This window comes from Vreelandella glaciei, assembly GCF_013415125.1.
GTDB classification, from domain to species: domain Bacteria; phylum Pseudomonadota; class Gammaproteobacteria; order Pseudomonadales; family Halomonadaceae; genus Vreelandella; species Vreelandella glaciei.
The window spans coordinates 42621-65910 of sequence record NZ_JACCDE010000022.1; the positions used below are offsets into that span (position 1 = coordinate 42621).

The 23290-nt window shown below is 54.1% G+C and carries 21 protein-coding genes; 13 read left to right on the forward strand and 8 right to left on the reverse strand.

Going from position 1 to position 23290, the window contains the following annotated elements; all coding sequences use genetic code 11:
* Nucleotides 1-6: 6 nt before the first annotated feature.
* The 4 genes from dacB to HZS80_RS14945 all read left to right on the forward strand — a co-directional run bounded on the left by dacB (nucleotide 7) and on the right by HZS80_RS14945 (nucleotide 5883).
* Nucleotides 7-1494, forward strand: a complete 1488-nt coding sequence (gene dacB, locus HZS80_RS14930) for a D-alanyl-D-alanine carboxypeptidase/D-alanyl-D-alanine endopeptidase (RefSeq protein WP_035562035.1) — start codon at nucleotides 7-9, stop codon at nucleotides 1492-1494.
* A gap of 34 nt (nucleotides 1495-1528) precedes the next feature.
* The gene (locus HZS80_RS14935; RefSeq protein ID WP_008957571.1) at nucleotides 1529-1900 is read left to right on the forward strand and encodes a diacylglycerol kinase; all 372 of its coding nucleotides are present in this window, start codon (nucleotides 1529-1531) and stop codon (nucleotides 1898-1900) included.
* A 49-nt stretch (nucleotides 1901-1949) separates the two neighbouring features.
* Entirely contained in the window at nucleotides 1950-4922 is a 2973-nt protein-coding gene (gene glnE, locus HZS80_RS14940) for a bifunctional [glutamate--ammonia ligase]-adenylyl-L-tyrosine phosphorylase/[glutamate--ammonia-ligase] adenylyltransferase (RefSeq protein WP_179916548.1), read from the forward strand.
* A gap of 67 nt (nucleotides 4923-4989) precedes the next feature.
* Complete coding sequence (locus tag HZS80_RS14945) at nucleotides 4990-5883, forward strand: AEC family transporter (RefSeq protein WP_179916549.1); 894 nt, start codon at nucleotides 4990-4992, stop codon at nucleotides 5881-5883.
* A gap of 27 nt (nucleotides 5884-5910) precedes the next feature.
* Here HZS80_RS14945 and HZS80_RS14950 read toward each other — a convergent pair whose 3' ends face one another.
* Nucleotides 5911-6285, reverse strand: a complete 375-nt coding sequence (locus HZS80_RS14950; RefSeq protein ID WP_035562043.1) for a hypothetical protein — start codon at nucleotides 6283-6285, stop codon at nucleotides 5911-5913.
* A gap of 225 nt (nucleotides 6286-6510) precedes the next feature.
* Here HZS80_RS14950 and HZS80_RS14955 point away from each other — a divergent pair, with 225 nt between their 5' ends.
* The 7 genes from HZS80_RS14955 (at nucleotide 6511) to HZS80_RS14985 (ending at nucleotide 13606) form a co-directional block, all read left to right on the forward strand.
* Entirely contained in the window at nucleotides 6511-8136 is a 1626-nt protein-coding gene (locus tag HZS80_RS14955; protein ID WP_179916550.1) for a BCCT family transporter, read from the forward strand.
* A 78-nt stretch (nucleotides 8137-8214) separates the two neighbouring features.
* On the forward strand, nucleotides 8215-8361 hold the full coding sequence (locus HZS80_RS14960) for a hypothetical protein (protein ID WP_179916551.1): 147 nt from the start codon (nucleotides 8215-8217) through the stop codon (nucleotides 8359-8361).
* Between the two features lie 218 nt (nucleotides 8362-8579).
* Entirely contained in the window at nucleotides 8580-9929 is a 1350-nt protein-coding gene (locus HZS80_RS14965; RefSeq protein WP_179916552.1) for an MFS transporter, read from the forward strand.
* Nucleotides 9930-9965: 36 nt separating this feature from the next.
* Nucleotides 9966-10493, forward strand: coding sequence for a retropepsin-like aspartic protease family protein (locus tag HZS80_RS14970; protein ID WP_179916553.1), 528 nt, complete (start codon nucleotides 9966-9968; stop codon nucleotides 10491-10493).
* Nucleotides 10494-10577: 84 nt separating this feature from the next.
* Entirely contained in the window at nucleotides 10578-10757 is a 180-nt protein-coding gene (locus tag HZS80_RS14975; RefSeq protein ID WP_008957563.1) for a PLDc N-terminal domain-containing protein, read from the forward strand.
* Between the two features lie 474 nt (nucleotides 10758-11231).
* A complete protein-coding gene (locus HZS80_RS14980) occupies nucleotides 11232-11990 on the forward strand; it encodes a winged helix-turn-helix domain-containing protein (protein ID WP_281372600.1) in 759 nt (252 codons plus the stop codon).
* Nucleotides 11991-12010: 20 nt separating this feature from the next.
* Nucleotides 12011-13606, forward strand: a complete 1596-nt coding sequence (locus HZS80_RS14985; protein ID WP_179916554.1) for an ATP-binding protein — start codon at nucleotides 12011-12013, stop codon at nucleotides 13604-13606.
* Here the strand turns inward: HZS80_RS14985 and HZS80_RS14990 are convergent.
* The gene (locus HZS80_RS14990) at nucleotides 13569-14507 is read right to left on the reverse strand and encodes a LysR family transcriptional regulator (RefSeq protein ID WP_179916555.1); all 939 of its coding nucleotides are present in this window, start codon (nucleotides 14505-14507) and stop codon (nucleotides 13569-13571) included. The genes HZS80_RS14985 and HZS80_RS14990 overlap by 38 nt on opposite strands.
* Before the next feature lie 99 nt (nucleotides 14508-14606).
* On the opposite strand from HZS80_RS14990, the gene metE reads away from it, so the two are divergent.
* A complete protein-coding gene (gene metE / locus HZS80_RS14995) occupies nucleotides 14607-16904 on the forward strand; it encodes a 5-methyltetrahydropteroyltriglutamate--homocysteine S-methyltransferase (protein ID WP_179916556.1) in 2298 nt (765 codons plus the stop codon).
* 90 nt (nucleotides 16905-16994) lie between these two features.
* Here metE and ppk1 read toward each other — a convergent pair whose 3' ends face one another.
* Nucleotides 16995-19184, reverse strand: coding sequence for a polyphosphate kinase 1 (ppk1, locus tag HZS80_RS15000; protein ID WP_179916557.1), 2190 nt, complete (start codon nucleotides 19182-19184; stop codon nucleotides 16995-16997).
* A 121-nt stretch (nucleotides 19185-19305) separates the two neighbouring features.
* Complete coding sequence (hemB, locus tag HZS80_RS15005; RefSeq protein WP_179916558.1) at nucleotides 19306-20316, reverse strand: porphobilinogen synthase; 1011 nt, start codon at nucleotides 20314-20316, stop codon at nucleotides 19306-19308.
* A gap of 168 nt (nucleotides 20317-20484) precedes the next feature.
* Between hemB and elbB the strand changes: the two genes are divergently transcribed.
* Nucleotides 20485-21144: an isoprenoid biosynthesis glyoxalase ElbB gene (elbB, locus tag HZS80_RS15010; RefSeq protein WP_179916559.1), complete on the forward strand. Its 660-nt coding sequence runs from the start codon at nucleotides 20485-20487 to the stop codon at nucleotides 21142-21144.
* A 102-nt stretch (nucleotides 21145-21246) separates the two neighbouring features.
* Here the strand turns inward: elbB and tatC are convergent, their stop codons facing one another.
* From tatC to HZS80_RS15030, 4 genes are all read right to left on the reverse strand, one after another.
* On the reverse strand, nucleotides 21247-22038 hold the full coding sequence (gene tatC, locus HZS80_RS15015; protein ID WP_179916560.1) for a twin-arginine translocase subunit TatC: 792 nt from the start codon (nucleotides 22036-22038) through the stop codon (nucleotides 21247-21249).
* Complete coding sequence (gene tatB, locus HZS80_RS15020; RefSeq protein WP_179916561.1) at nucleotides 22035-22520, reverse strand: Sec-independent protein translocase protein TatB; 486 nt, start codon at nucleotides 22518-22520, stop codon at nucleotides 22035-22037. Before tatB ends, tatC begins: the two co-directional genes overlap by 4 nt.
* A gap of 3 nt (nucleotides 22521-22523) precedes the next feature.
* Nucleotides 22524-22802, reverse strand: coding sequence for a Sec-independent protein translocase subunit TatA (tatA, locus tag HZS80_RS15025; RefSeq protein ID WP_008957553.1), 279 nt, complete (start codon nucleotides 22800-22802; stop codon nucleotides 22524-22526).
* 76 nt (nucleotides 22803-22878) lie between these two features.
* Nucleotides 22879-23271 (reverse strand): phosphoribosyl-ATP diphosphatase, encoded by a 393-nt coding sequence (locus HZS80_RS15030; RefSeq protein WP_218927732.1) that lies wholly within the window; start codon nucleotides 23269-23271, stop codon nucleotides 22879-22881.
* Nucleotides 23272-23290: the final 19 nt, after the last annotated feature.

The following is a 23290-nucleotide window of genomic DNA, read 5'->3' on the forward strand; positions in this document are numbered from 1 at the left end:
AATTTAATGGGTTCTTTTTTTACTGTTAAGCGTCTGCGGCGCTGGTCGCTGGTGTTCGGGATTGCCTCGCTGGCCCTGTGCACCAGTGCCAGCCTGTTCGCTGATTTCAACCGCCTGAGCCAACTGCAGAACAAAGGTTTCTCGATCAGTGCTGAAGCGCGCCTGCTTGACGCCGACACAGGCGCTAATGCGCTGCTGGGCAGCATTAATCCAGAGCGCCAGTTATCGCCCGCGTCTGTTACCAAGGCATACCTGGCGGCGGCGGCGCTGATCCGTTTTGGTCCTCAGCATCGTTTTACCAGCCAGCTAGTTAGCTCGGGCAGGGTTGAAGACAGAGCTGAAGGCGGTGTACTGCGTGGCGATTTAGTGTTTGAGGGCGGTGGCGACCCCGGCCTGACCACGGAAAACCTATGGCGCTTGGTGCAGCGTTTGCACTTAGCCGGGGTGCGTGAAATTGATGGCGCCTTGGTGGTCAGCCAGTGGCGGTTTGGGCCGGTTGACTGTATTACTACCGACCGCTGCGATGCCCTCACTCGGGTCACCAACGCCTACAGCGCGCCGCTTTCGTCAGCTGGCGTTAATTTCGGCAGTTGGTGTGTCAATGTCGCCCCCGCTGCTAGCGCAGGTGAGCCAGCCCGGGTGGGGCTGTGCGATAGCCAGACCTCGCTGATCACCATTGATAATCAAGTCGTCACTCGCCCAGCCAATAGCGGCACCGAGATTAGTGCTGAACGTATCACCGATGAACGTGGTGACGTGATGCGCCTGACGGGACAGATTTCGACCAATGCCACTGCCCGGGATGTTTATCGTGGCGCGGGCGATGCGGCCGAGAAAACTGCACAAGTGCTGATGGGTATGCTGAATCAGGCAGGGATTCAGGTAAGCGACTCATGGCGCGTCAGTTCGACCCAGCCGCCCAGCACGGCACAGCGCTTGGCCGCCGTCGATAGCCAGCCTCTGCAAGAAATATTGCTGCGCATCATGAACTACTCCAATAACTACATGGCCGATGTACTGGCGCTTGATCTGGTCGAAACGCCCCAGGCGCAGTTACGCCAGGCAGGCCAAGCCATTGAGTCTTATGTGCAGCGTCTTCCTGGGCATGGGCCATTAACGTTGTATAGCGGCAGCGGGCTGACGACGGAAAACCGCACATCGGCTCAGGGGATTAACGTGATGCTGGAAGACATGTTTCGGCAGAGCGCGCTGTTTCCAAGCTTTGTGGCCGCTTTCCAATCGCCAGCCAACGGCGTTATGCGCTTTATTCGGCGTGGCTCAACCACGTTTCAAAACAATGTCATGTTAAAAACCGGTACGCTGAATCAACCCTTTGCTGTGCGCGCCGCGGCGGGCTATTTTCGCACCGCGCAAGGACGCTGGGGAGTATTTAGTGTCATGGTCAATGGTAGCGGCAGTACGCCGTATTTAAGCTGGACTGAGGTGCTGGATCCATTATCACTGGATTTGGACGCCATGATTTTAGCGAACTGATTTTCCTTTACGCTCACAAGGTGAGGCGACCTGCATGAAACCAGGGCATACCGGTTTAACCCATTTGGTCCACTCCACGCGCTATTCGTGGAAGGGGCTTAAGGCCGCGTTTAGAAACGAGGCAGCCTTTCGCCAAGAAGTCGTGATTACTGCGTTGTTACTCCCCTTCGCCTGGTGGATAGGGGACAGCATCATCAGTTGGCTACTGCTGGTGAGTAGCCTGTTTTTCGTATTGATCGTCGAGCTCTTGAACAGTGCGATTGAAAACGTGGTTGATCGCATTGGCACTGAGCACCACGAGCTTTCTGGCCGGGCCAAGGATATTGGCTCCGCCGCTGTTATGCTGTCACTGATGATGGCTGGCCTTACCTGGGGGCTATTGGGTTGGGAAAAGTTTTATAGCTAAGCTGGTTTAAGAGCTGAATATTTTTAACACGCTGGACAGCGAGGTAGTTATGCAAGTGAACGACGATTTTTTACCGTTGTCGACGCTGCCAGCGTCGTTACAAAAAGCTACCCAGGCCGCTTGGCAGCGCTTAATTGAGGCGCTGACCCAAGCCGATAATATTGCTGAGATGACCCAGCAAGAGCTGCCTTCAAGCAGTTGGCAGGGGCTTTCTGAGCAGCGCCGCGAGGCGCTTGCTAAAGTGTTGGCCATTTCAACCTTCGCGCTGGATACCCTGGCCCGCTACCCCCAGTGGTTGGCTGAGTTGGATATTGCCGGTGAATTGGACGCAAATCCTGGGCGGGATGAACTGGCTAGCTGGTTGAACGAGTCGCTTGAGAGCGCCGATGACGAAGAGGCCATGCAGCGGGTGATTCGCCGTTTTCGCCGCAAGCGGATGGTCGGCATTATCTGGCGTGACCTTAACCGTGCCCCCGGCTACGTTATGTGGGATACCGCCAAGGCGGTGTCTGAGCTTGCCGAAATCTGCCTGGAAGCCGCGTTGAGTTGGCTTGAGCAATTTTATGCGCCGCGCTGGGGTGAGCCCGCGCCACGCAAAGACGGCTCGCCCCAGCGCTTGGTTGTGCTGGGTATGGGCAAGCTGGGCGCGGGTGAGCTGAATCTTTCCTCCGATATTGATCTGATCTTTGCCTTCCCCGAAAAAGGCGAAACCCAGGGCGGGCGCAAGCCATTAGCGCACCAGGAGTACTTTACCAAGCTTGGCCAAAAGCTCATCGGTGCTCTAGATGCTATCACGGCGGACGGTTTCGCCTTCCGCGTTGATATGCGCTTGCGGCCTTTAGGCGACGGCGGGCCGCTGGTGGGCAGTTTTTCCATGCTCTCCAGCTACTACCAGGATCAAGGCCGCGAGTGGGAGCGTTACGCAATGCTGAAAGCGCGGCCTGTGGCGGGTGATTTAGACGCAGGTGATGAGTTGCTGGCCGGGCTGCGCCCCTTTGTGTATCGCAAATATCTTGATTTCGGCGCGATTGAGTCGCTGCGTGAGTTGAAAGCGATGATTAACCGCGAAGTGAAGCGCAAAGGAATGCAGAGCAATATCAAGCTCGGCCCCGGCGGCATTCGCGAGGTTGAATTTGTGGTGCAGGCGTTCCAACTGATTCGCGGCGGCCGTGATACCGAACTGCAAGTGACATCGCTGAAAACCGCGCTCAACCGCTTGCCCGAGCTAGGCCTGTTGCCGCAAGAAGTGGTTGATGAGCTACTGCCCGATTACGCTTTTTTACGTGACGTCGAACACGCCCTTCAAGCGCTGGAAGACCGCCAGACGCAAACCTTACCCAGCGATGATAGCGACCGTGAGCGGGTAGCCTTCGCCATGGGCCATGAAGACTGGCCGGGGCTGATTGCCCAGCTTGATGAAGTGCGCGAGCGCGTGCGCCAGCACTTTGATGCAGTGATCGCGGACCCTGAAGAGGACGTGGATGAGGCCAATGATGACAGCCAGCTTGGCTTGGCCCAGTGGCGACTGATTTGGCGCGGCGAGCTAGAGGCGGAGGAGGCCACTGCGCACCTTGCCGAGGCGGGCTTCGGTGCGCCGGAAAAAGCCTTAAAGCGTCTGCAGAGTCTTTACCACTCCCGGCAAGTGCAAAGCATGCAGCGGATTGGCTTTGAACGATTGGATGCGTTGATGCCGCTACTGCTGGATGCCGTGGCCGACAACGAGGCGCCGGATACCGCGCTGGCGCGGGTGCAGCCACTGATTGAGTCCGTCTTACGGCGTACCGCTTACCTTGCCCTGCTGCGCGAAAACCCTCAGGCGCTTGAACACCTGATGCGTTTGTGTGCTTCCAGCCCATGGATTGCCGAACAGCTGGCGCGTTACCCCATCCTACTCGACGAGCTGCTGACGCCGGAAACGCTCTACACCCCGGCCGATAAAGCGCGCCTGGCCGATGAGCTGCGCCAAACGCTGAACCGCTTGCCAGAGGATGACGAAGAGGCGCAACTGGAGGCGCTGCGTGTCTTTAAGCACGCGCAAACGCTTCATGTCGCGGCGTCAGATATCATGGGCACTCGGCACCTGATGAAAGTAAGTGATTACTTAACGTTTATCGCTGAAGTCATCCTTGATGCCGTACTGGCCATGGCGTGGAAACATATTACCCGCAAGCATGGCGTTCCTGAGGGCCTGAATACCCGCGAGGCAGCCTTTCTGATTGTCGGCTACGGCAAGCTGGGCGGCATCGAGCTGGGCTACAGCTCCGATTTAGATCTTGTTTTCCTGCATGATAGTGATGGACAAGGCGCGACGGATGGCCCACGGCCCATTGATACACCCGTATTTTTCACCCGCTTGGGCCAGCGTATTATTCACCTGCTTACCGCGGTAACCCCCACCGGCACGCTTTATGAAGTGGATATGCGTCTACGGCCTTCGGGGAATTCAGGGCTATTGGTAACATCGCTTAAAGCCTTTGCAGACTATCAGCGGCAGAACGCCTGGACGTGGGAACACCAAGCGTTGGTGCGCGCCCGTGTCGTGGCGGGGAGCGATGTGCTGGCCGAAAAATTCGCCCAGCTGCGCGGCGATATTTTAAGCAATGAGCGTGATAAAGCCGCGCTGCGCGAAGAAGTGGTCAAAATGCGCCAGAAAATGCGCGACCATCTGGGCAGTAAAGCGACCAGTGATACGTTTAACATTAAGCAAGATGCGGGCGGTATGGTGGATATTGAGTTCCTCTGCCAATACGCGGTGTTAGCGCTCGCTCACCAAACCCCCGCGCTACTGACGTATAGTGACAATATCCGTATTTTAGAGAGCCTGACGGAGAGTGGGCACTTACCTTATGAAGAAGCGGAGCGACTGAGAGAAGCTTATCTGGCCTATCGCAGCGCTACCCATCGAGCGGCGCTCACCGGTGAAAAAGCGCTCACCGATGGTGAAGAGTTTAGGCAACATCGCGATGTAGTCACCGCGCTCTGGCAGCGCTTTCTTGAGTCACCCGCCACTGAAAATAACTAGCCCGGCAAACGGGTCACTCTGACTAGGAAGAAACAATGAAGCCATGGAGTCAGGCGGGGTGGCCCGCATGATTGGACATATTCTGGCCACGCTATTGCCCGTTTTTTTAATCACCGGTTGTGGCGCTGCCTATGGACGCTATCGGAGACCCGACATTCGTAGCCTGAATACGCTCAATATGGAGCTGTTCGTTCCCCTATTGGTATTCGCCGTGCTGGCCGACCGCCAGGCGCCACTTGCTGAATACGCCTGGCTTGCTACGGCGGCTGTTGCGGTGGTGCTAGGGTCGGGGGTTGTGCTGTGGCCGGTGGCTAAGTGGCTTAAGCTGGATATTAAAACCTTTCTTCCCCCTATGATGTTCAACAATTCAGGCAATATGGGGGTGCCGTTACTGGTACTTGCATTCGGCCCTGACGCGCTGCCTGCCGCTGTAGTGGTGTTTATTGTTGAGATGCTGCTGCACTTCTCGGTAGGGCTTTATATGCTAAACCCGCGTACTTCGCTATGGCGGATGCTGCGCATGCCTATCGTGTTGGCGAGCTTGGCGGGGCTGGGGGTGAACACCAGTGGACTGCCGCTACCAAGCTGGCTGCTGGAGGCTATGCGTATGCTGGGCGAAGTATGTATCCCCTTAATGCTGTTTGCGCTAGGGGTGCGGCTGCTGGAAATTGACTTTAGCGATTGGCGCACGGGGATGCTGGGGGCGGTGCTCTGTCCGCTGTCGGGGTTAGTGATTGCGTTGCCATTAATGTGGCTACTGCCACTTAATGACATGCAAATGGCCGTACTGCTGGTGTTTGCAGCCCTACCTCCCGCGGTATTGAATTATTTGGTGGCAGAGCAGTACCAGCTGGCGCCACAAAAAGTGGCGTCGCTGGTACTGATTGGCAACCTGGGGAGTTTGGTGGTAATGCCGCTAACGCTAGCGGCAACATTCACGTGGATACATGCACCGCTTTAACAGGCGGCGCGATCAGTGACTACCTATTTAACGACCATTTTTAACTTCACTGTCTTTAACTTTATAGTGACCTTCTAATGCGTCCTGATGACCTGGATGGCTGTTCGCAGAGGTATTTCCGCGAGAATAACCACCGCCGATATCCTGCGCCTGCTGAGCACGCATTTGCTCCATACGTTTTTTCATTTTATGACGCATAAACGGCATCATTGCCCAGCCAATCAATAAGAAAAATAGGCCGAGTACCACACCTACTATCATCAACGCGCCAAAGGCCAACCATGTAAACAGCAGCTTTAAGCTACCTACTAGGCCGGTGGGCTGGGTTTGCGCTGCACGGGCACGCCATTGGTTTGCCGCTTGCCATGCTGCGTTGCGTTGGTCGCGATTCATCTGTGGCATGAGAGCCTCCATCGGTTATTCGCATCCATTGGAACACAGTTGGTCTAGCAAGTTCACTGCATGGCGATAGGACGAAATGCGTCGTCGGCGGGGCATGCTCCACTGGCAGTGCGATTAGGTTTTCCAACTGTTACCATTAAGCTGTACAAAACAAGTTTGGCTGTACAAGCATGCGCTTAGTACGCAGTGCTTATCTAAACAGAGCTCATCTAACAGGACGGTTATATGGCTAATCATGGAGGCAAGTCGGTATTCATCGCATCAGTGGTGATTATTTTTGGCTTGGTAGTTGTCGGGGCGTCATTTCCTGAAGGATTTGCCAACGCGGCAGAGGGAGCGCTGACGACCGTTACCGAGCTATTTGGGTGGTTTTATCTATTTTCTGTCTTTGGCTTTGTGATTTTTCTTTTTGGTTTGGCACTGAGTAAATACGGCAAAGTTCGTTTAGGCCCTCAGGACAGCCGACCCAACTATACGTTTTTCTCATGGATCAGCATGCTGCTGGCAGCAGGTTTTGGTGTCGGGTTGGTGTTCTATGGCATGGCAGAGCCCATGTTTCACTTTATTGAACCGCCCTATGGCGACAAAACTGCAGAAACTGAAGCAGCGGCCCGCTACGCGATTCAATACAGCTACTTTAACTGGGGCATTCATCAGTGGGCAGCCTTCTCGATTGTGGGGTTGATCATTGCCTATTTTCAGTTCCGCAAAGGGCAGGCCGGGCTGGTGTCTTCGGTGTTGTCGTCGATAACGGCTAAGAACCCTAAAATTCGCCCTTATGCTTCCTGGCTGGATGTTTTTGCGGTGGTGGCCACTGTCATGGGGGTCGCAACGTCACTTGGGCTGGGTGTGCTGCAGATGAACGGCGGCTTAAACGCCGTGTTCGGCCTGCCGGAAAACGGCTTTTGGCAGTTTGTGATTCTTTTCGTCATGTTCTGCGCTTATATGGCATCGACCTGGTCGGGCTTGGATAAAGGCATTAAACGCCTCTCTAACCTTAATATGATTTTGTGTATTGGGTTGATGCTGTATGTATTGTTCACTGGCCCTACCGTGGCGATATTAGAAACTATCACAGTGGGCATTGGCGATTATCTGCAGAACTTTATCGGTATGAGTCTGCGTATTTCTCCCTACAGCGACAATGAGTGGGCAAGCAGCTGGACGATTTTCTACTGGGCTTGGGTAATCGCCTGGTCGCCATTTGTGGGCACTTTTATTGCTCGTGTATCCCGCGGACGTACCATTCAAGAGTATGTGTTTGGGGTGCTGTTCGTACCGCCGCTGCTCGCCTGTTTGTGGATAGGCGTATTCGGTGGTGCGGCGTTGCATATGGAGTTGAACGGTACGGATATCGGCTTAGCTGCCGCGACTCAGGATAATATAACGGTCGCACTGTTTGAGATGTTTGAGCTGATGCCCTTTACGGGCGCGCTGTCGTTTGTCGCGATGCTGTTGATCTTTATTTTCTTGGTCACATCCGCTGACTCGGCCTCGTATATCGTGGCGCAAATGACCGATAATGGTTCGATCAATCCGCCGCTGTATAAGCGCGTCATTTGGGGTGTGCTGATCGCCGCCATCTGCCTGACACTGATTGCATCCGGTGGTTTAACGGGGCTGCAATCCGCATCGGTGCTGTCGGCACTACCTTTCACCTTTATTCTGTATATGATGGTGTTTGTTTTAGTGCAGGAACTGCGCGCAGACCGCAAGGCGATGCTGACGCAGCTTTATCGTCGCCATGGGGAAACACCAGTGGGGGCTGACGCCTTTGAAGCCGAGCTATTAGGGGAAGAAGAGCGTCTTCGTCGTGCCCCCAATGTGGTCAACCGGCGAATTAATAGCTAGCATCGCTAGGGACAGGCAAGCTTTTTTGTTGCGGGAGCTTGCTATTTCAGGAGCACGATACATGGAGCGAACAGGCTAATGGCTCGGCAAGGACGCCATGGCGCAACGCGAAGGCAGCCCAAAGGGGTTGCCTTTGATCGTTGGCTCGACCGGGTGGTGACCGTAGCCGTACTGACGGCCATGGTCATTGGCTTGACCGCGGTGGCTGCCCACTGGTTGCTCTAACGCTGCTAGCTCTTTGCAAAGTTAGTTCTTCGCACTGGTCGTATCACAACGCCCGGCTTTTTTAAGCCGGGCATTTGCGTGTCTCTACCCGGTTCCGGCCCCGGCGTTTGGTAAGCTAACTAGGCTAATCTTCACCTTCTCTAATCTGCCAACGCAAGCCGTGGCATATTGCTGGCTCCACCTGCTAGGCTTACGACTTCCTCTGTGAGAGTAAACGAATGCTGCCTGCTACTACTGCTAAGGCGATGAATGGCTACGCATCGCGTCGAGAGATTTTCGGCTGGGCGATGTTTGATTTTGCCAACCAGGCTTACACGCTTCTGATCATTACCGTGGTCTTTGGCGAGCTATTTACCACGGTCATCGTCGGGGATCGGGGTGATAACTTCCGACTTGCCAACTTCTTATGGAGCCTTGGTCTGGCCATCAGCTATCTGATGGTAGTGATCACGGCACCCTTGTGTGGCGCGGTGATGGACTACCAGGCTGAGAAAAAGCGCTTTCTGCTCATCAGCTATCTTGCCACCGTGGTCACCACGGCCATGCTCTACTTTGTTGAACCTGGCTACGTCATTATTGGTTTGTTGTTGATTGTGTTGTCTAACTACGCCTATTCCATGGGTGAGTCATTTATTGCTGCCTTTTTACCCGAGCTTGGGCCACCGCAGTCGCTGGGCAAAATTTCCGGTTTTGGCTGGGCGTTAGGCTATATCGGGGGGTTATTTGCCGCCGGATTCACCTTGGTGGTACTAGGTGAAGCAAGCGCTGACAACTTTGAACGTATCCGCTGGGTTGGTCCCTTTGCCGCTGGTTTTTTTCTGGTTACGGCTATTCCCACTTTTTTATGGTTAAAAGAGCGTGGTACGCCTCAGCCTCGTGGCGTCTCGTATCGTCATATTGCCTTGAAGCGGGTGACATCCACGCTGCACGAATTGCGTTATTTCAAAGACCTGACCGTCTTTTTAGTATCGCTGTTGTTCTCGATGGCCGGTGTTTACATCATTATCGCGTTTGCATTCATCTATGGTGCCCAAGTGATTGGCTGGGACGAGAGCGTACGCAATATCATGTTTATCATTGTTCAAGTCACCGCGGCGGCGGGGGCGTTAGGATTTGGCTGGTTACAGGATCGGCTAGGTGCCAAGCACACTTACCAGATGACGCTGGCGCTCTGGGTGCTGGCGATTATTGCCATCTGGGCAACCCCGGAACTGACCCAGTGGATCAACGAACAGTTTGAGGTGCAGTGGCAGGCCCAGTACGTCTTCCTGGTAGTGGGTTGCTTGGCGGGTCTGAGCCTTGGTTCTAGCCAATCTGCCAGCCGGGCACTGGTTGGTCTATTTTCACCGCTGGAAAAATCAGCTGAGTTTTTCGGTTTCTGGGGGTTGGCCAATAAGTTGGCGGGGGTGTTTGGTATCGTCATGCTGGGCGTGTTGCAAACGCTCATTGGCTTGCAGGCGTCTATTCTATTATGTGTGGCCTTGTTCGTTATCGCGATGCTGATTTGCGCTAAGGTCAACGAGCGCCGCGGCCGGGAGGCTGCGCTTGCCTGGGAAAACACACAATAGGGATAGCTGGGTGCCCTTACCTCAGCGAGGTGAACGATGGTGACGCAGACAGCAACGCCAATAGCACAGCGTGGTGGCATCGTCATGATGCTGTTGTTTTGGGTGTTGTTAATGGCCGTTGGGACGTGGTGGATACACGGTGGCCTGGAAGAAATGATGCGCCCCAATGCCAATATCGTGCATACCTTGCCTGCAGGTGAGCCGATTACCTTAAAGCGTAATCGTGCTGGGCATTTCGAGGCGCCTGGCCGTATTAATGGTGAGCCCGTCACCTTTTTGCTCGACACGGGCGCCACCTATGTGGCGGTATCGGCCGATTTGGCCGATGAACTGGGCTTGGCACCGGGGCGCAGCGCTTGGTTTAATACCGCCAATGGCCGAGTAGAAGGTACCTTAACCGAACTGGATGAGGTTTCCCTGGGCGGGTTAAAAGTGCAAAATGTACAGGGTTCTATTAGCCCTGGCATGGAACGCGACACTGTCCTGCTCGGCATGAGTTTTTTAAATCTCTTGTCGATTGAAATACAGGCAGGCGAGATGGTGTTGAGCCTTCCCGAGCAGTGAGTTCAGCTGGTGAAGGTGGAGTTGATCGCAAGAGTTAAACAGCTAGGTTTCAGAAACAGAGTGCCAACACGCTAAGGAGTTGCTATGGGCATTGAAGTAGGTGGATTGTTAGGACTAATTTGGCTTGTTATCGTTATTTGGGCCATCGTCAAAGTGGCCAAAAGCGATGCAGGTGGTTTTGCTAAACTGATCTGGATTCTAGTATTGCTGTTCTTCCCATTGATCGGTTTGATTGCGTGGTTCTTGTTTGGTCCGAAGGGATAGCAGCCTAGCTGAGTGCGATCAAATGAAAAAGGCAGGCCTGTGATGGCCTGCCTTTTTGTTAATTTGAGGCTTACTCACTGAATAAAGGACTACTCAAGAGAGCATTACTCAATTGTGTCGTTTCCTTCACCGGGTGGTGCTTTATAATGCCCGGGTATTTTTAACTTCTCCCCGTTGGGCAGGTCACGCACTTGGGTTGGAATGTAAACACGTTTAATAACACTTTTCGTTTTGCTACTTCCCATGGCAGTTTCCTCTGTCAAATTGTCGACAGTTAACGTCTCTACATTAGCTCCCGTTGCTGTGAGAATCAAGTGTCAGGCCTTCCGTGTCGATCAATAAGCGCAATGGTAACGACAGAAGCGGGTGTTTCGATGGTTTTGAGTTATCCTGGGAGCCAACAATAGGTCACCTGCGTTGTTACTGGGTGAGCAGGTGAAAAAATAAACAGCCTAAGCGGAGTGCAAAAAGAGGATGGTAGATCATTTGGAGCAGCAATTTCAGGCGCTTGAGTCGCAAGAGCCTGTCATGCCTGACTATCCCGATCAAGATCATATCCTGATCATTGAAGATGATCAGCGCTTGGCCGAACTTACCCGCGAGTACTTGGAAGCGAATGGCTTTCGAGTAACGCTGGAAGCTGATGGGGCTAAAGGGGTTGACCGGATTTTAACCCTGCAGCCTGATTTAGTCATTTTAGATCTAATGCTGCCAGGTGAAGATGGCTTGGCTATTTGTCGTCGCGTTAGACCTAACTTTGCTGGCCCGATCATGATGCTAACTGCGCGCACCGACGATCTGGATCAAGTCTTGGGGCTTGAGATGGGCGCTGATGACTATGTGCCGAAACCCGTTCAACCGCGGGTACTGCTGGCGCGTATGCGAGCACTGCTACGCCGTGCCGACGGGCCTGCACCGGATGGTGAAATGCGGTTACGCTTTGAAAACCTAGAGATCGATAACGCGACCCGCGAAGCCTGGCTCTCTGGGGAGCGTATCGACCTAACCAGCGCTGAGTTTGATCTGCTGTGGCTGTTGGGCCGTAATGCCGGTCGGGTGCTTACCCGTGAGGAGATATTCAGTAATCTACGGGGAATTAAGTACGACGGCCAGGACCGCTCTATTGATGTTCGTGTGTCTCGTATCCGGCCTAAAATTGGCGATGATCCTAATCAGCCTCACCGGATTAAAACCGTGCGCAGTAAAGGTTATCTCTTCGTTAAAGACGGTTGATCATGCAGAGGGAAGGCATCATGCGGCGGGTGCTCAGTAACGGCTCGTTTTTACGCTTCTATTTGTTGCTGGGTGTAGCGTTGTTGGTGGTGTTTGTGATTGCGTTAGTAGGGCGTTCATTTATCGAGCAGGTGCGCCGCGAAGATTACCGCGAGCAGCTAGCTGCGTTACCTATGTCGCTGATGACGCAACAATTAGCCGATCTGCCTACAGGCCAGCGAAACGCTTTGCTTGCGCGTTTTTCCGAGCAACTTGAACTGCAGTTGACCCTGCAGCCTATCAACGAAGCTGATCTTGGCTATTTTGAGCGATTACGCCTAGAGCAGGGCAAGATACTGGTTGCCGAGAGGCCGTGGTTGTTACAGCAACGCTTACCAGGCGATACATGGTTGCTGCAAGCCAGGCTTGAAGAGTGGAGTGAGCATCAGTGGCACGGCAGCATTGCTCTATTGGGCGACTGGCTTGCGGCTGCGCCCGAAAATGAGCGAAAAAACCGCATCGCCCAGCTGCGCCCCGGCAGCTGGCCGCTTCAGCTATCGCCTACTTTGCCAGCCGGGCTATCGCCCCAGCAGCAGGCCCAGCTGGCGAGTGGCGGCGTCATTACTCAGTTGGTCTCTGATAAGCTCTCCATCACACTGCTTTATCAACTGCCAGGCGAATCCCAATGGCTGCAAGCTGGGCCTATCTCTCGTGGCGATACACTGCCATCTAATTTGCACTTGCCGCTTCTGGTGGGGCTGATGATTGTGCTCAGCCTGATCATCTATTTAATTATGCGCAGTATTGAGGCCCGTATGGCGCGGCTAGAGCTGGCCGCGACAAGGATCGCCAGCGGCCGTTTGGAAACGCGGGTAAAAGTGGAAAGCGGTGACTTTTTAGGGCGGTTAGGCATGGCGTTTAACGGCATGGCCAATCAAGTGCAGAGCCTGCTGCGTGGTCAGCAAGAGATGATTCGCGCGGTTTCTCATGAGCTGCGTACCCCGGTCGCCCGTATTCGTTTTGCCGTACAGATGGTCGAAGATATGACCGACCAGCCCGCTATTCGCCGTCAGTTGCAGGGCATCGATGCGGATATTGCCGAACTCGATGAATTAGTCGATGAAATACTCACCTATGCACGCTTAGGCGGTGAAACGGTCAATGGCGCTGAACTTGAAACGTCACTGGTGGAGTGCCGTGCCATGGCGGAACGCGTGATTGATACCCTTTCACCGCTGCATAAAGAGTTAACGTTAACGCTGGCGCCCGGCCCTGAAATTGAGCTGCTGGCGGAACCACGCTATCTTCAGCGAGCGCTGCAGAATTTAGTCGGTAATGCCTGTCGGCATGCCAAGTCTCAGGTGGTGATTCAGCTGTGGGACGAGCCTAACTTGGTGCGTATCGATGTCGAAGATGACGGCCCGGGTATTCCGCCCGAAGCGCGGGCAGATATCTTTAAACCGTTCGCCCGGCTGGATGACAGCCGCGCCCGCAGTTCCGGCGGCTACGGGTTAGGGCTTTCGATTGTGCAGAAAATCATGGCTGGGCACGGCGGCAGTGTGACTATCGATACCAGCCCCACCCTGTGCGGTGCGCGCTTTACACTGCTGGTTCCCCGTCGTGATCCGCTGGCTTAACCCCCGTTAGCACCGCAAAGGAGGTTTCCCGCGCGGTGCGCAAAAAATCCTGCATCCATGGCGCTTCTCGGGTCTCTTCGCGAATCGCTGCAAACAGCGTGCTCCATACCCCATGCTCGCCCAGTTTTACCGCGCTGACGTAATCGCGCTCTAAATACTCGGTGAGCGCCCAGTTGGGCAGCGCACATACGCCGCGCCCACTGGCTACTAGCTGCATCATCATAATCGTCAATTCGGCGGTACGGATCTCCCGAGGGCGTACATTCGCCGGTTGCAAAAACTGAGTGAAAATATCCAACCGCGACTGCTCAACGGGGTACGTAATTAAGGTTTCATCCGCCAGCGCCTGGGGCTCTATAAAACCCTGGCCTGCAAAAGCGTGCTGGCGGGCGACGGCTAATAATCCCTCATAGCGAAACAGCGGGGCGTAGTGAATGCCGTCAAGGGGTTGGGGGTCGGCGGTGATCACTAGATCCAACTGCTCGCGGGCAAGCGCTGGAAGCGGGTCGAAGTGGTGACCACTGGGAATATCGATTTCCACCTCCGGCCAGTGATCGCGAAAGTAATCCACCGTCGGCATCAGCCACTGAAAGCAACTGTGACACTCAATGGCCATATGCAAACGCCCCTGCTCGGTGCCTGCCAAGCGCGCCAAATCCCGCTCCGCTTTGCGTACCTCGGGCAATACTTGATCGGCTAAGGCGAGCAGCCGTAAGCCTGCGCGGGTAAATTCCACCGGGCGGGTTTTGCGCACGAATAGAGGGCTATCCACGCGGCTCTCCAAATCTTTCAACTGATGCGAGAGCGCCGATTGAGTCAAATGCACGCGTTCAGCGGCATCAACTAGTGAGCCAGTTTCGCGCAGGGCGAGTAGTGTGCGTAGATGGCGTAGTTCAATCATCGTGAGTATTTTTCATCTTTGCTATTAAAAACTTTAGTTTGATTCATTGGCTGGGCGTGGCCAGACTGTTCAACATCATTCACGTTGGCAGGTTTTATCATGACAGTTTCTCATATTCTCGGCTATCCGCGTATTGGTGCCCAGCGCGAACTTAAAAAAGCCACTGAAGCGTATTGGAAAGGGGAGTCAACGCGTAGCGAACTGGAAAGGACTGGTCGCGAGCTTCGCTTGCGCCATTGGCAGGCGCAGCAGGATGCTGGGCTAGATTTTGTTAGTGTTGGTGATTTTGCTTTTTACGATCAAGTGCTTAACGTTTCAGTTGCGCTGGGTGCCGTACCTACCCGCTTTAATGCCCAGCATGAAGTGGCTGGTGGCGATATCGATCTCGACACCACCTTTCGCATGGCCCGCGGTCGCGCGCCTAGCGGTGAACCCGCCGCCGCCTGTGAAATGACCAAATACTTTGATACCAACTACCACTACCTCGTCCCTGAACTGCACGAAGGGCAAACCTTTACCCTGGCATCGAACCGCCTGTTCGACGAGGTGGATGAAGCGTTACGCGCCGGTTTTACCCCGAAAGTAACGCTGACCGGGCCGCTAACGTGGCTATGGCTGGGCAAAACCAAGAGCGGTGATTTCGATCGCCTAACGCTGCTGGACAGCGTACTCAACGTGTATGGCGAAATATTAGCGCGGCTCGCTACCCAAGGCATTGAGTGGGTGCAACTGGACGAGCCAGCGCTGGTGCAGGATCTACCGCTTAATTGGCAGCAGGCCTATGAGCGTGCCTATCACCGTCTTCAGTCAGCACCGCTAAAGCTGCTGTTAGCCACTTACTTCGGCGGCCTGGGCGACAATCTTTCATTAGCCACCCGTTTGCCCGTCGCTGGGTTGCACATTGATGCCGTGCGCGCGCCGCAACAAGTCGAGAGCGTGATTGACCGACTTGGCCCGAATCAGGTGCTGTCGATAGGTTTTGTTGACGGCCGCAATATCTGGCGGGCCGACTTAGCGGCATTGCGTGAACGCTTGCTGCCGTTAAAAGTGCGTCTTGGGCAGCGGCTTTGGTTGGCGCCGAGCTGCTCGTTGCTGCATGTGCCGGTAGATTTGGCGCAGGAAACAGAGCTCGGTGAGGAGCTCGTGAGTTGGCTGGCTTTCGCGCAGCAAAAGCTGGCGGAAGTGGTCACCCTAGCGCGGTTGATTGATAACCGAACCACGCCTGATGATGAGCAGCGTTTGGATGAAGCAACTCGGGCGTTGGATGCCCGGCGTGAATCAACGCGTATCCACCAGACAGTGGTTAGTGAGCGGCTGGCCGCGATTAGCCCTGCTGATAGCCAACGACAGGCGCCCTACAGCGTGCGTGCTGACGCACAACGGCGAGCGCTTAAGCTACCGTTGTTCCCGACGACGACGATTGGCTCTTTCCCGCAAACCGATGAGATTCGTGCTGCACGGCGCGCGTTTAAAGCCGGCGAGTTGTCATCAGCTGACTACGAAGCCCGCATGCAGGATGAAATTGCTTACGCGGTGGAGCGTCAGGAAGCGCTGGATATCGATGTGCCAGTGCACGGCGAAGCCGAGCGTAACGACATGGTGGAGTACTTTGGCGAACAGCTTGAAGGGTTTGCCTTTACCCGCTTTGGCTGGGTGCAGAGCTACGGTTCACGCTGTGTTAAGCCGCCGGTTATTTTCGGCGACGTTTCACGCCCTGCACCCATGACCGTTCGCTGGAGCCAGTATGCGCAAACCCTGACCAGCAAACCCATGAAGGGGATGTTGACGGGGCCGGTGACGATTCTGCAGTGGTCGTTTGTCCGCGATGACCAATCGCGGGAAACCACCTGCCGCCAGATTGCCTTAGCGTTGCGCGATGAGGTATTGGATCTGGAAAAAGCCGGGATTAATGTCATTCAAATCGATGAGCCTGCGCTGCGCGAAGGGCTGCCGCTACGCCAGCATGAGTGGCAGGCATACCTGGATTGGGCAGTCGCGAGCTTTCAGCTAAGTGCCGCAGGCGTTGCCAATACCACTCAGATTCACACCCATATGTGTTACTCGGAGTTCAACGACATCATCGGGGCGATCGCCGCCCTGGATGCCGATGTGATCACCATCGAAACATCGCGCTCGGATATGCACTTGCTGGACGCCTTCCAGGACTTTGCTTATCCCAACGAAATCGGCCCAGGCGTTTACGATATCCATACCCCGAATATTCCCGAGGTGAGCTGGATGGTCGATTTGATGGAAAAAGCCTTGGAAAAGATCCCGGCAGAACGGTTATGGATAAATCCGGACTGTGGCCTGAAAACGCGCGGCTGGGCGGAAGTAGAGCCAGCGCTGGCTAATATGGTCGAAGCTGCCAAAGTCTTGCGCCAACGCTATGCGTAAATGGTTGTAAATACTTTGATTAAGCTTTTCTAGTCAGAATCAACCCCGCTAAAAAGCGGGGTTTTGGCTTGAAAACTAGCTTGTCGACGCTTAGCTTTTCGAAGCATAGGCGTAGAGCAGGGTTTCCTGGGCGCTGATGGCATCGCTTTTACCTGGATCCTGAAGCTGGTAGCTGCCGTCGGTCTGTAGCAGCCAGCTCTGGCAGTTATCCACCATGTAGGTTTCGAGATCCTTGCGCACACGGGTGGCGAGCTTCTTATCCAGCAGCGGGAAGCACGTTTCAACACGGTGAAACATGTTGCGCGACATAAAGTCGGCGCTTGAGCACCAAGTCTCCGACTTACCATCATTGTGAAAGTGGAATACACGGGTGTGTTCAAGCAGACGGCCAATAATTGAGCGCACACGAATATTCTCGGAAACCCCCGGCACGCCCGGCTTCAAACAGCACATACCGCGAATAATTAAATCGCACTCAACCCCCGCCTGGGAAGCACGGTAAAGTGCTTTAATTAGCTTGGGTTCGGTAAGCGAGTTGCACTTGATGATGATATGGGCGCGTTTACCCTTGCGCGCTATTTGCGCTTCACGGTCAATCATTTCCACTAGCCGCTCGTGCAGCGTGAACGGCGCATGCAACAGCGTGTCAATTTTGCGTGCGCGGCCCATCCCCGACAGTTGCTGAAACACTTTATGCACATCGGCGCACAGCGCTTTATTGGCAGTCAGTAGGCTGTAATCGGTATACAGTTTGGCGGTTTTAGAGTGGTAATTACCGGTGCCGAGGTGCGCGTAGTAGCACAGCTCGCCTTTTTCGCGACGTACTATATGCAGCATCTTGGCGTGAGTCTTGTAGGCCATAATGCCGTAGACAACGATTGCCCCCGCTTCCTGCAAACGAGAAGCCAGCTGTAGATTATCGGCTTCATCAAAACGCGCACGTAGCTCAATGACCACGGTGACTTCTTTGCCCTGGCTAGCCGCTTCTACCAGCGCGCTAACGATAGGCGAGTCTGAGCCCGTACGGTATAGCGTCTGCTTTATAGCCAATACATGCGGGTCGCGGGCGGCTTCGCGCAACAGATCTTCAATCGGTGTAAATGATTGAAAAGGGTGATGGAGCAGAATGTCACTCTTAGCGATAGCATCGAACAAGCTGCCCGCTTTGAGCGCTTTCGGAATGCTGGGAGTAAACGGGCGATAGAGCAGTTCCGGGCGATCCACATCACCCAGAACTGACATCATACGAGTCAAATTAACCGGCCCTTTAACGCGGTATAAGTCGCCGCTTTCCAGTTCAAACTGGCGCAACAAAAAGTCAATTAAGTCATCAGGACAGCTGTCGGCGACTTCCAGGCGCACGCCGCTGCCGTAGCGGCGCGCCAGCAGCTCACCGCGCAGCGCTGAGGCGAGATCCGAAACCTCCTCTGGGTCAACGCTCATGTCCGCATTGCGGGTTAGCCGGAATTGGTAACAGCCGCGCACGCGCATGCCGGGAAATAGCTCATCGGCATGGGCATGAATCATCGAGGACAGGAACACATACTCGGAGAAACCTTCTTCGCATAATTCCTTCGGTAGCGCCATTAAGCGAGGCAGCGAGCGTGGCGCGGGGAGAATAGCCATGCCTCCGGCGCGGCCAAAGGCATCTTTGCCTTCCAGCTCAACAATAAAGTTGAGACTTTTATTGACCAGACGCGGGAAGGGATGCGAAGGGTCAAGACCGATGGGGCTAATAACCGGCATAATTTCGTTATCGAAAAACGCCCGCGTCCAGGCCTTTTGTTGATCAGTCCACTGATCGCGACGACGAAAGCGTAACCCATGAGTCTCCAGGGCGGGCAACAAGGTATCGTTGAGTATTTGATACTGGCGATCAATTTGCGTATGGGCGATCTGGGAAATCTCGGCCAATACGGCTTTAGGCAGTCGGCCATCAGCCGCGTTGGTGTCGTCGCCAAGGGCGATCTGGTGCTTTAATCCCGCTACGCGAATTTCGAAAAACTCATCCATATTAGATGAGAAAATCAGCAAGAACATCAACCGGTTGAGCAATGGGTGGGCATCGTCTAACGCTTGTTCCAGCACGCGGATATTGAACTGTAGATGCGACAGCTCGCGATTGAAGTAAAGCTGAGTGTCGTCAAGGTCGGTTTCAGGCAACGTGTCACGCGCTTGAACCCCGGTGGGTGTGCGGTTAATTCGTAGCGGCATATCGCCGTCGCTGCTGGTTTGATCAGTAGACGATGATGGTAAAGAATCTGACGCTTGCTCGTCCATGGTGGATCTCCCCGCGTTGATGGCTCGAAGGTATCATAGCCTGATACTTGTATAGGAAGGCAGTATGCGGGGAGAAGATGACAAACAAGTGTCACCTTGTTGTCATCTTTGTCGCAGTAGTTTAGTGGCGCTGTAATAAACGTGCTGCTTCGAGAGCGAAATAGGTCAAAATCCCATCGGCACCTGCTCGTTTGAAGCACATCAATGATTCCAAAATCACCGGTTCCGCTTCCAGCCAGCCATTGTCGAAAGCGGCGCGATGCATGGCGTACTCACCGCTGACTTGATAGGCGAAAGTGGGGACTTTGAGCTCAGCTTTGACGCGGCGAACGACATCCAGGTAAGGCATGCCCGGCTTGACCATCACCATGTCGGCACCTTCGGCGATGTCCATGGCTACTTCGTGCAATGCTTCATCGCTGTTGGCAGGGTCCATTTGATAGGTGCGCTTGTCGGCTTTGCCCAAGTTGGTCGCTGAGCCAACGGCATCGCGGAAAGGCCCATAATAGTGAGACGCATACTTGGCGCTGTAGGCCATGATACGCACGTTATGCAGGTGTTCCTGCTCTAACACTTGGCGAATAGCGCCAATGCGGCCATCCATCATATCGGAAGGGGCAACTACATCGGCACCTGCTTCAGCATGGGAGAGCGCCTGCTTGAGCAGCGTATCTACCGTGCGATCATTCTGCACGTAGCCATTCTCATCAAGAATGCCATCCTGACCGTGGCTAGTATAGGGGTCCAGCGCCACGTCAGTGATAATCCCTAGCTCGGGCAGGGCAGCCTTAAGGGCACGCACGCTCCGCTGTACCAGCCCGCTGGCGCTATACGCCTCTTCGGCAAGCTCGGTTTTTTGCTCGGCGCCAACGACGGGAAACAGCGCTAACGCTGGGATGCCAAGCTCAAAAGCCTCCCGGGCTTGCTCGATCAACAGGTCGATAGAGAGCCGTTCAACGCCAGGCATGGACGCCACGGCTTCACGCTGGTTTTCGCCTTCCAATACGAACACCGGCAGGATGAGATCTGAAGGGCTTAGGCTGTTCTCCTGCATCAAACGGCGTGAAAAATCATCGCGACGCATACGGCGCATACGGGTGGCCGGGAAGTGGCGGGGAGTGGGTGTGCTCAAAAGTTCTCTCCATTTAGGATCGCATATGAGGGTGCCCGAAGGCCTGAAGTGAGTATATCAGCCATACCCTGCGGCGAAAGCCGTCTTGTGGCAACAAGGTAGACTGACTAAAGTGAGCAATTGCTTTGCTGTATTGCGATCGGCAGACCCTGGGATAAGGAGATAGGCATGACCAAACAGGTGGCGGTGATTTTAGCTGGCTGCGGCGTTTATGATGGTTCAGAGATATATGAGACGACGTTAACGCTGTTGCGCTTGGATCAGTTGGGTATTGGTTACCACTGTTTTGCCCCGGATATAGAACAGCATCACGTTATCAACCACCTCACGCAAGAGGTGGCGGAAGGTGAACAGCGTAATGTGCTGCAGGAGTCTGCCCGCTTGGCGCGTGGAAACATCCGCCCGTTGAGCGAGCTAGACGCTGATAACTTCGATGCCGTAATTGTGCCCGGTGGTTTCGGTGTCGCCAAAAATCTGTCGGATTTCGCCAGTGCCAGCGACAATATGCAGGTGCTGGAAGCGCTAAAAGAGTCGCTGGTTGGTTTTCGTCAAGAGGCCAAACCCATCGGCTTGATGTGCATTTCTCCTGTACTGGTGCCCCGTCTATTGGGTGACGGTATTGCAGTGACCGTGGGTAATGATCCGGCGGTTTCCGGGGCGATTAGTGCCATGGGCGGGTTGCACCGCAGCTGTGCAGTAGAAGATATTGTCGTCGACCTTGAGCACCGTGTGGTGACCACGCCTGCTTATATGCTGGCAGCGCGCATTAGTGAAGCGGCCACTGGTATTTTTAAATTGGTAGATCGTATCGCTGAAATGATGGATTAAGCGCGCCGTTGTATTGAATAACGTTGTATTGCAGATACTAAAAAGCCGTCGCCATGGATAATGGCGACGGCTTTTTAGTATCTGCGTGCTGCGATGAGCCGCTTAGAGATCGGCTTCTTGCTCTTCAGCAGCTTCTTTCGCTTCTTTGCGTTTGCGCACCAAACGGCCAAACAGTAGCCCCACTTCGTAAAGCAGATACATGGGGATTGCCAGCAGGCTTTGGGAAATCACATCCGGCGGGGTGAGCAGCATACCGACGACAAAGCAGCCTAAAAGGATATAGGGACGTTTTTTAGACAGACTTTCCACCGTCGTAGCGCCAGAGAGAATAAGCAAGAAGGTCGCAATAGGAATTTCAAACGCCACCCCGAACGCAAAAAACAGTTTAAGAACGAAGTTCAAATACTGGTTAATGTCGGTCATGATCGCGATGTTGTCCGGCCCGGTTTGGGTGAAAAACTCAAACAGCAGCGGAAAAACCACGTAATAGGCAAACGCCGCACCGCCATAGAACAGCGCAATGCTTGAGACCAGAATCGGAATCGCCAGCGCTTTTTCATTGTCGTAAAGCCCCGGCGCGATAAACGCCCAGGCCTGATGCAGCACAAAGGGAATGGCGATAAACACCGCGACGACCAGGGTAAGTTTAAATGGCGCTAAGAATGGCGAGGCCACTTCTGTGGCGATCATTTGCGAGCCTTCGGGCAGCAGATCCATTAACGGCTCGGCGACGAAGGTATAAATATCATTGGCAAACGAATAAAGGCCCAAAAAGACCACCAGGATCACGATCACGGCGCGCATCAACCGTGAACGTAGTTCAATCAGGTGCTCAATAAGAGGGGCTTGGCTTTGTTCTTCACGCGGCTCCTTTGAATCGCCAGACATACTCATTGGTGGTTACGATCCTTATTTGATACAGCCTTTTGTGATTCAGTCGGCTCAGGTTCTGGCGCGTCTTCGGGCTCTACCGAGGAAGGCGGTGACGATGAAGGAGGCGTTTCTTCACGTACCGTTTGCAGGGCATCATCCAATCGGGAGCTCGCTTTGGCGACGCGCTGTTCTGTCTCGCTCTGCGTCGCCTTGGTTGCTGGCGCTGACCGAGGAGTTGAAGGGGAATCGGCAATACTCTCTACGTCCAGCTTGGCTTTTTTCAAGCTATCGTCGAGCTTCTTCTGCTGTTCGTTAAGCTTTTGGCGTAGCTCTTCTGCTTCAAGCTGAGCGCTAATTTCACGCTGCATGCCGGATACCGTGCGCTTTATTTTGCCAATCCACATACCCGTCGTGCGGGCGGCCCTAGGCAGCCGCTCCGGGCCAAGCACCAACAGCCCGACGATGCCAATGAGCATTAGTTCAAGAAAGCCGATATCCAGCATGGTTTATTTGCGCTCTTCGTTACGTTCGTTGGCGGCCTGTTTCTCTTCGGCTTGAACGTCATAAGTGTTGCCAGGTTCTTCATGGCTCACTTTGGCATGCGGTTGGTCAGCGTCTTCTTTATCCGCTTCTTTATTTTTCTCTTCATCGTGCATGGCTTTCTTGAAGCCCTTGACCGCCCCGCCTAGGTCGGTGCCCACATTACGCAGTTTTTTGGTGCCGAAAACCAGGATGATGATGCCCAGAACAATCAGCAACTGCCAAATACTAATACCACCTAACATATGCGTTTCCTCATGGGAGCAGGTTGACTATCTTTTGTCCAGCTTGGTTATCACTATACGACAGTTTCTGTGACCGCTATGGCTGACGAGACGCTTTTTCTTCGTGCCCGGAAATGCCAACGCGTCGTGCTAGTTCATCTAAAACAGCCTGATGATCCATCCCCAGGTGCGACAGCATCACCATACTATGAAACCACAGGTCGGCCGTTTCAGAAATCAACGCTTGGCGCTCAGCCTCACCACCGTGCTCCGCATCTTTTGCTGCAAGCACTGTTTCAGTCGCTTCTTCGCCAATCTTTTCGAGTATCTTGTTCAAGCCCTTATGATGCAAGGAGGCTACATAAGAATCTTCTGCTGCTGCGTGTCGCCGCTGCTTTAGTACCTCATTGAGAGTATCCAGCACAGACGCAGTATTTGTCGAAAAAGCGTTGGTTGGTAAATTGTCAGGCGATAATGAGTTGCTGTCCATGGGAATCCTTATAAACGTT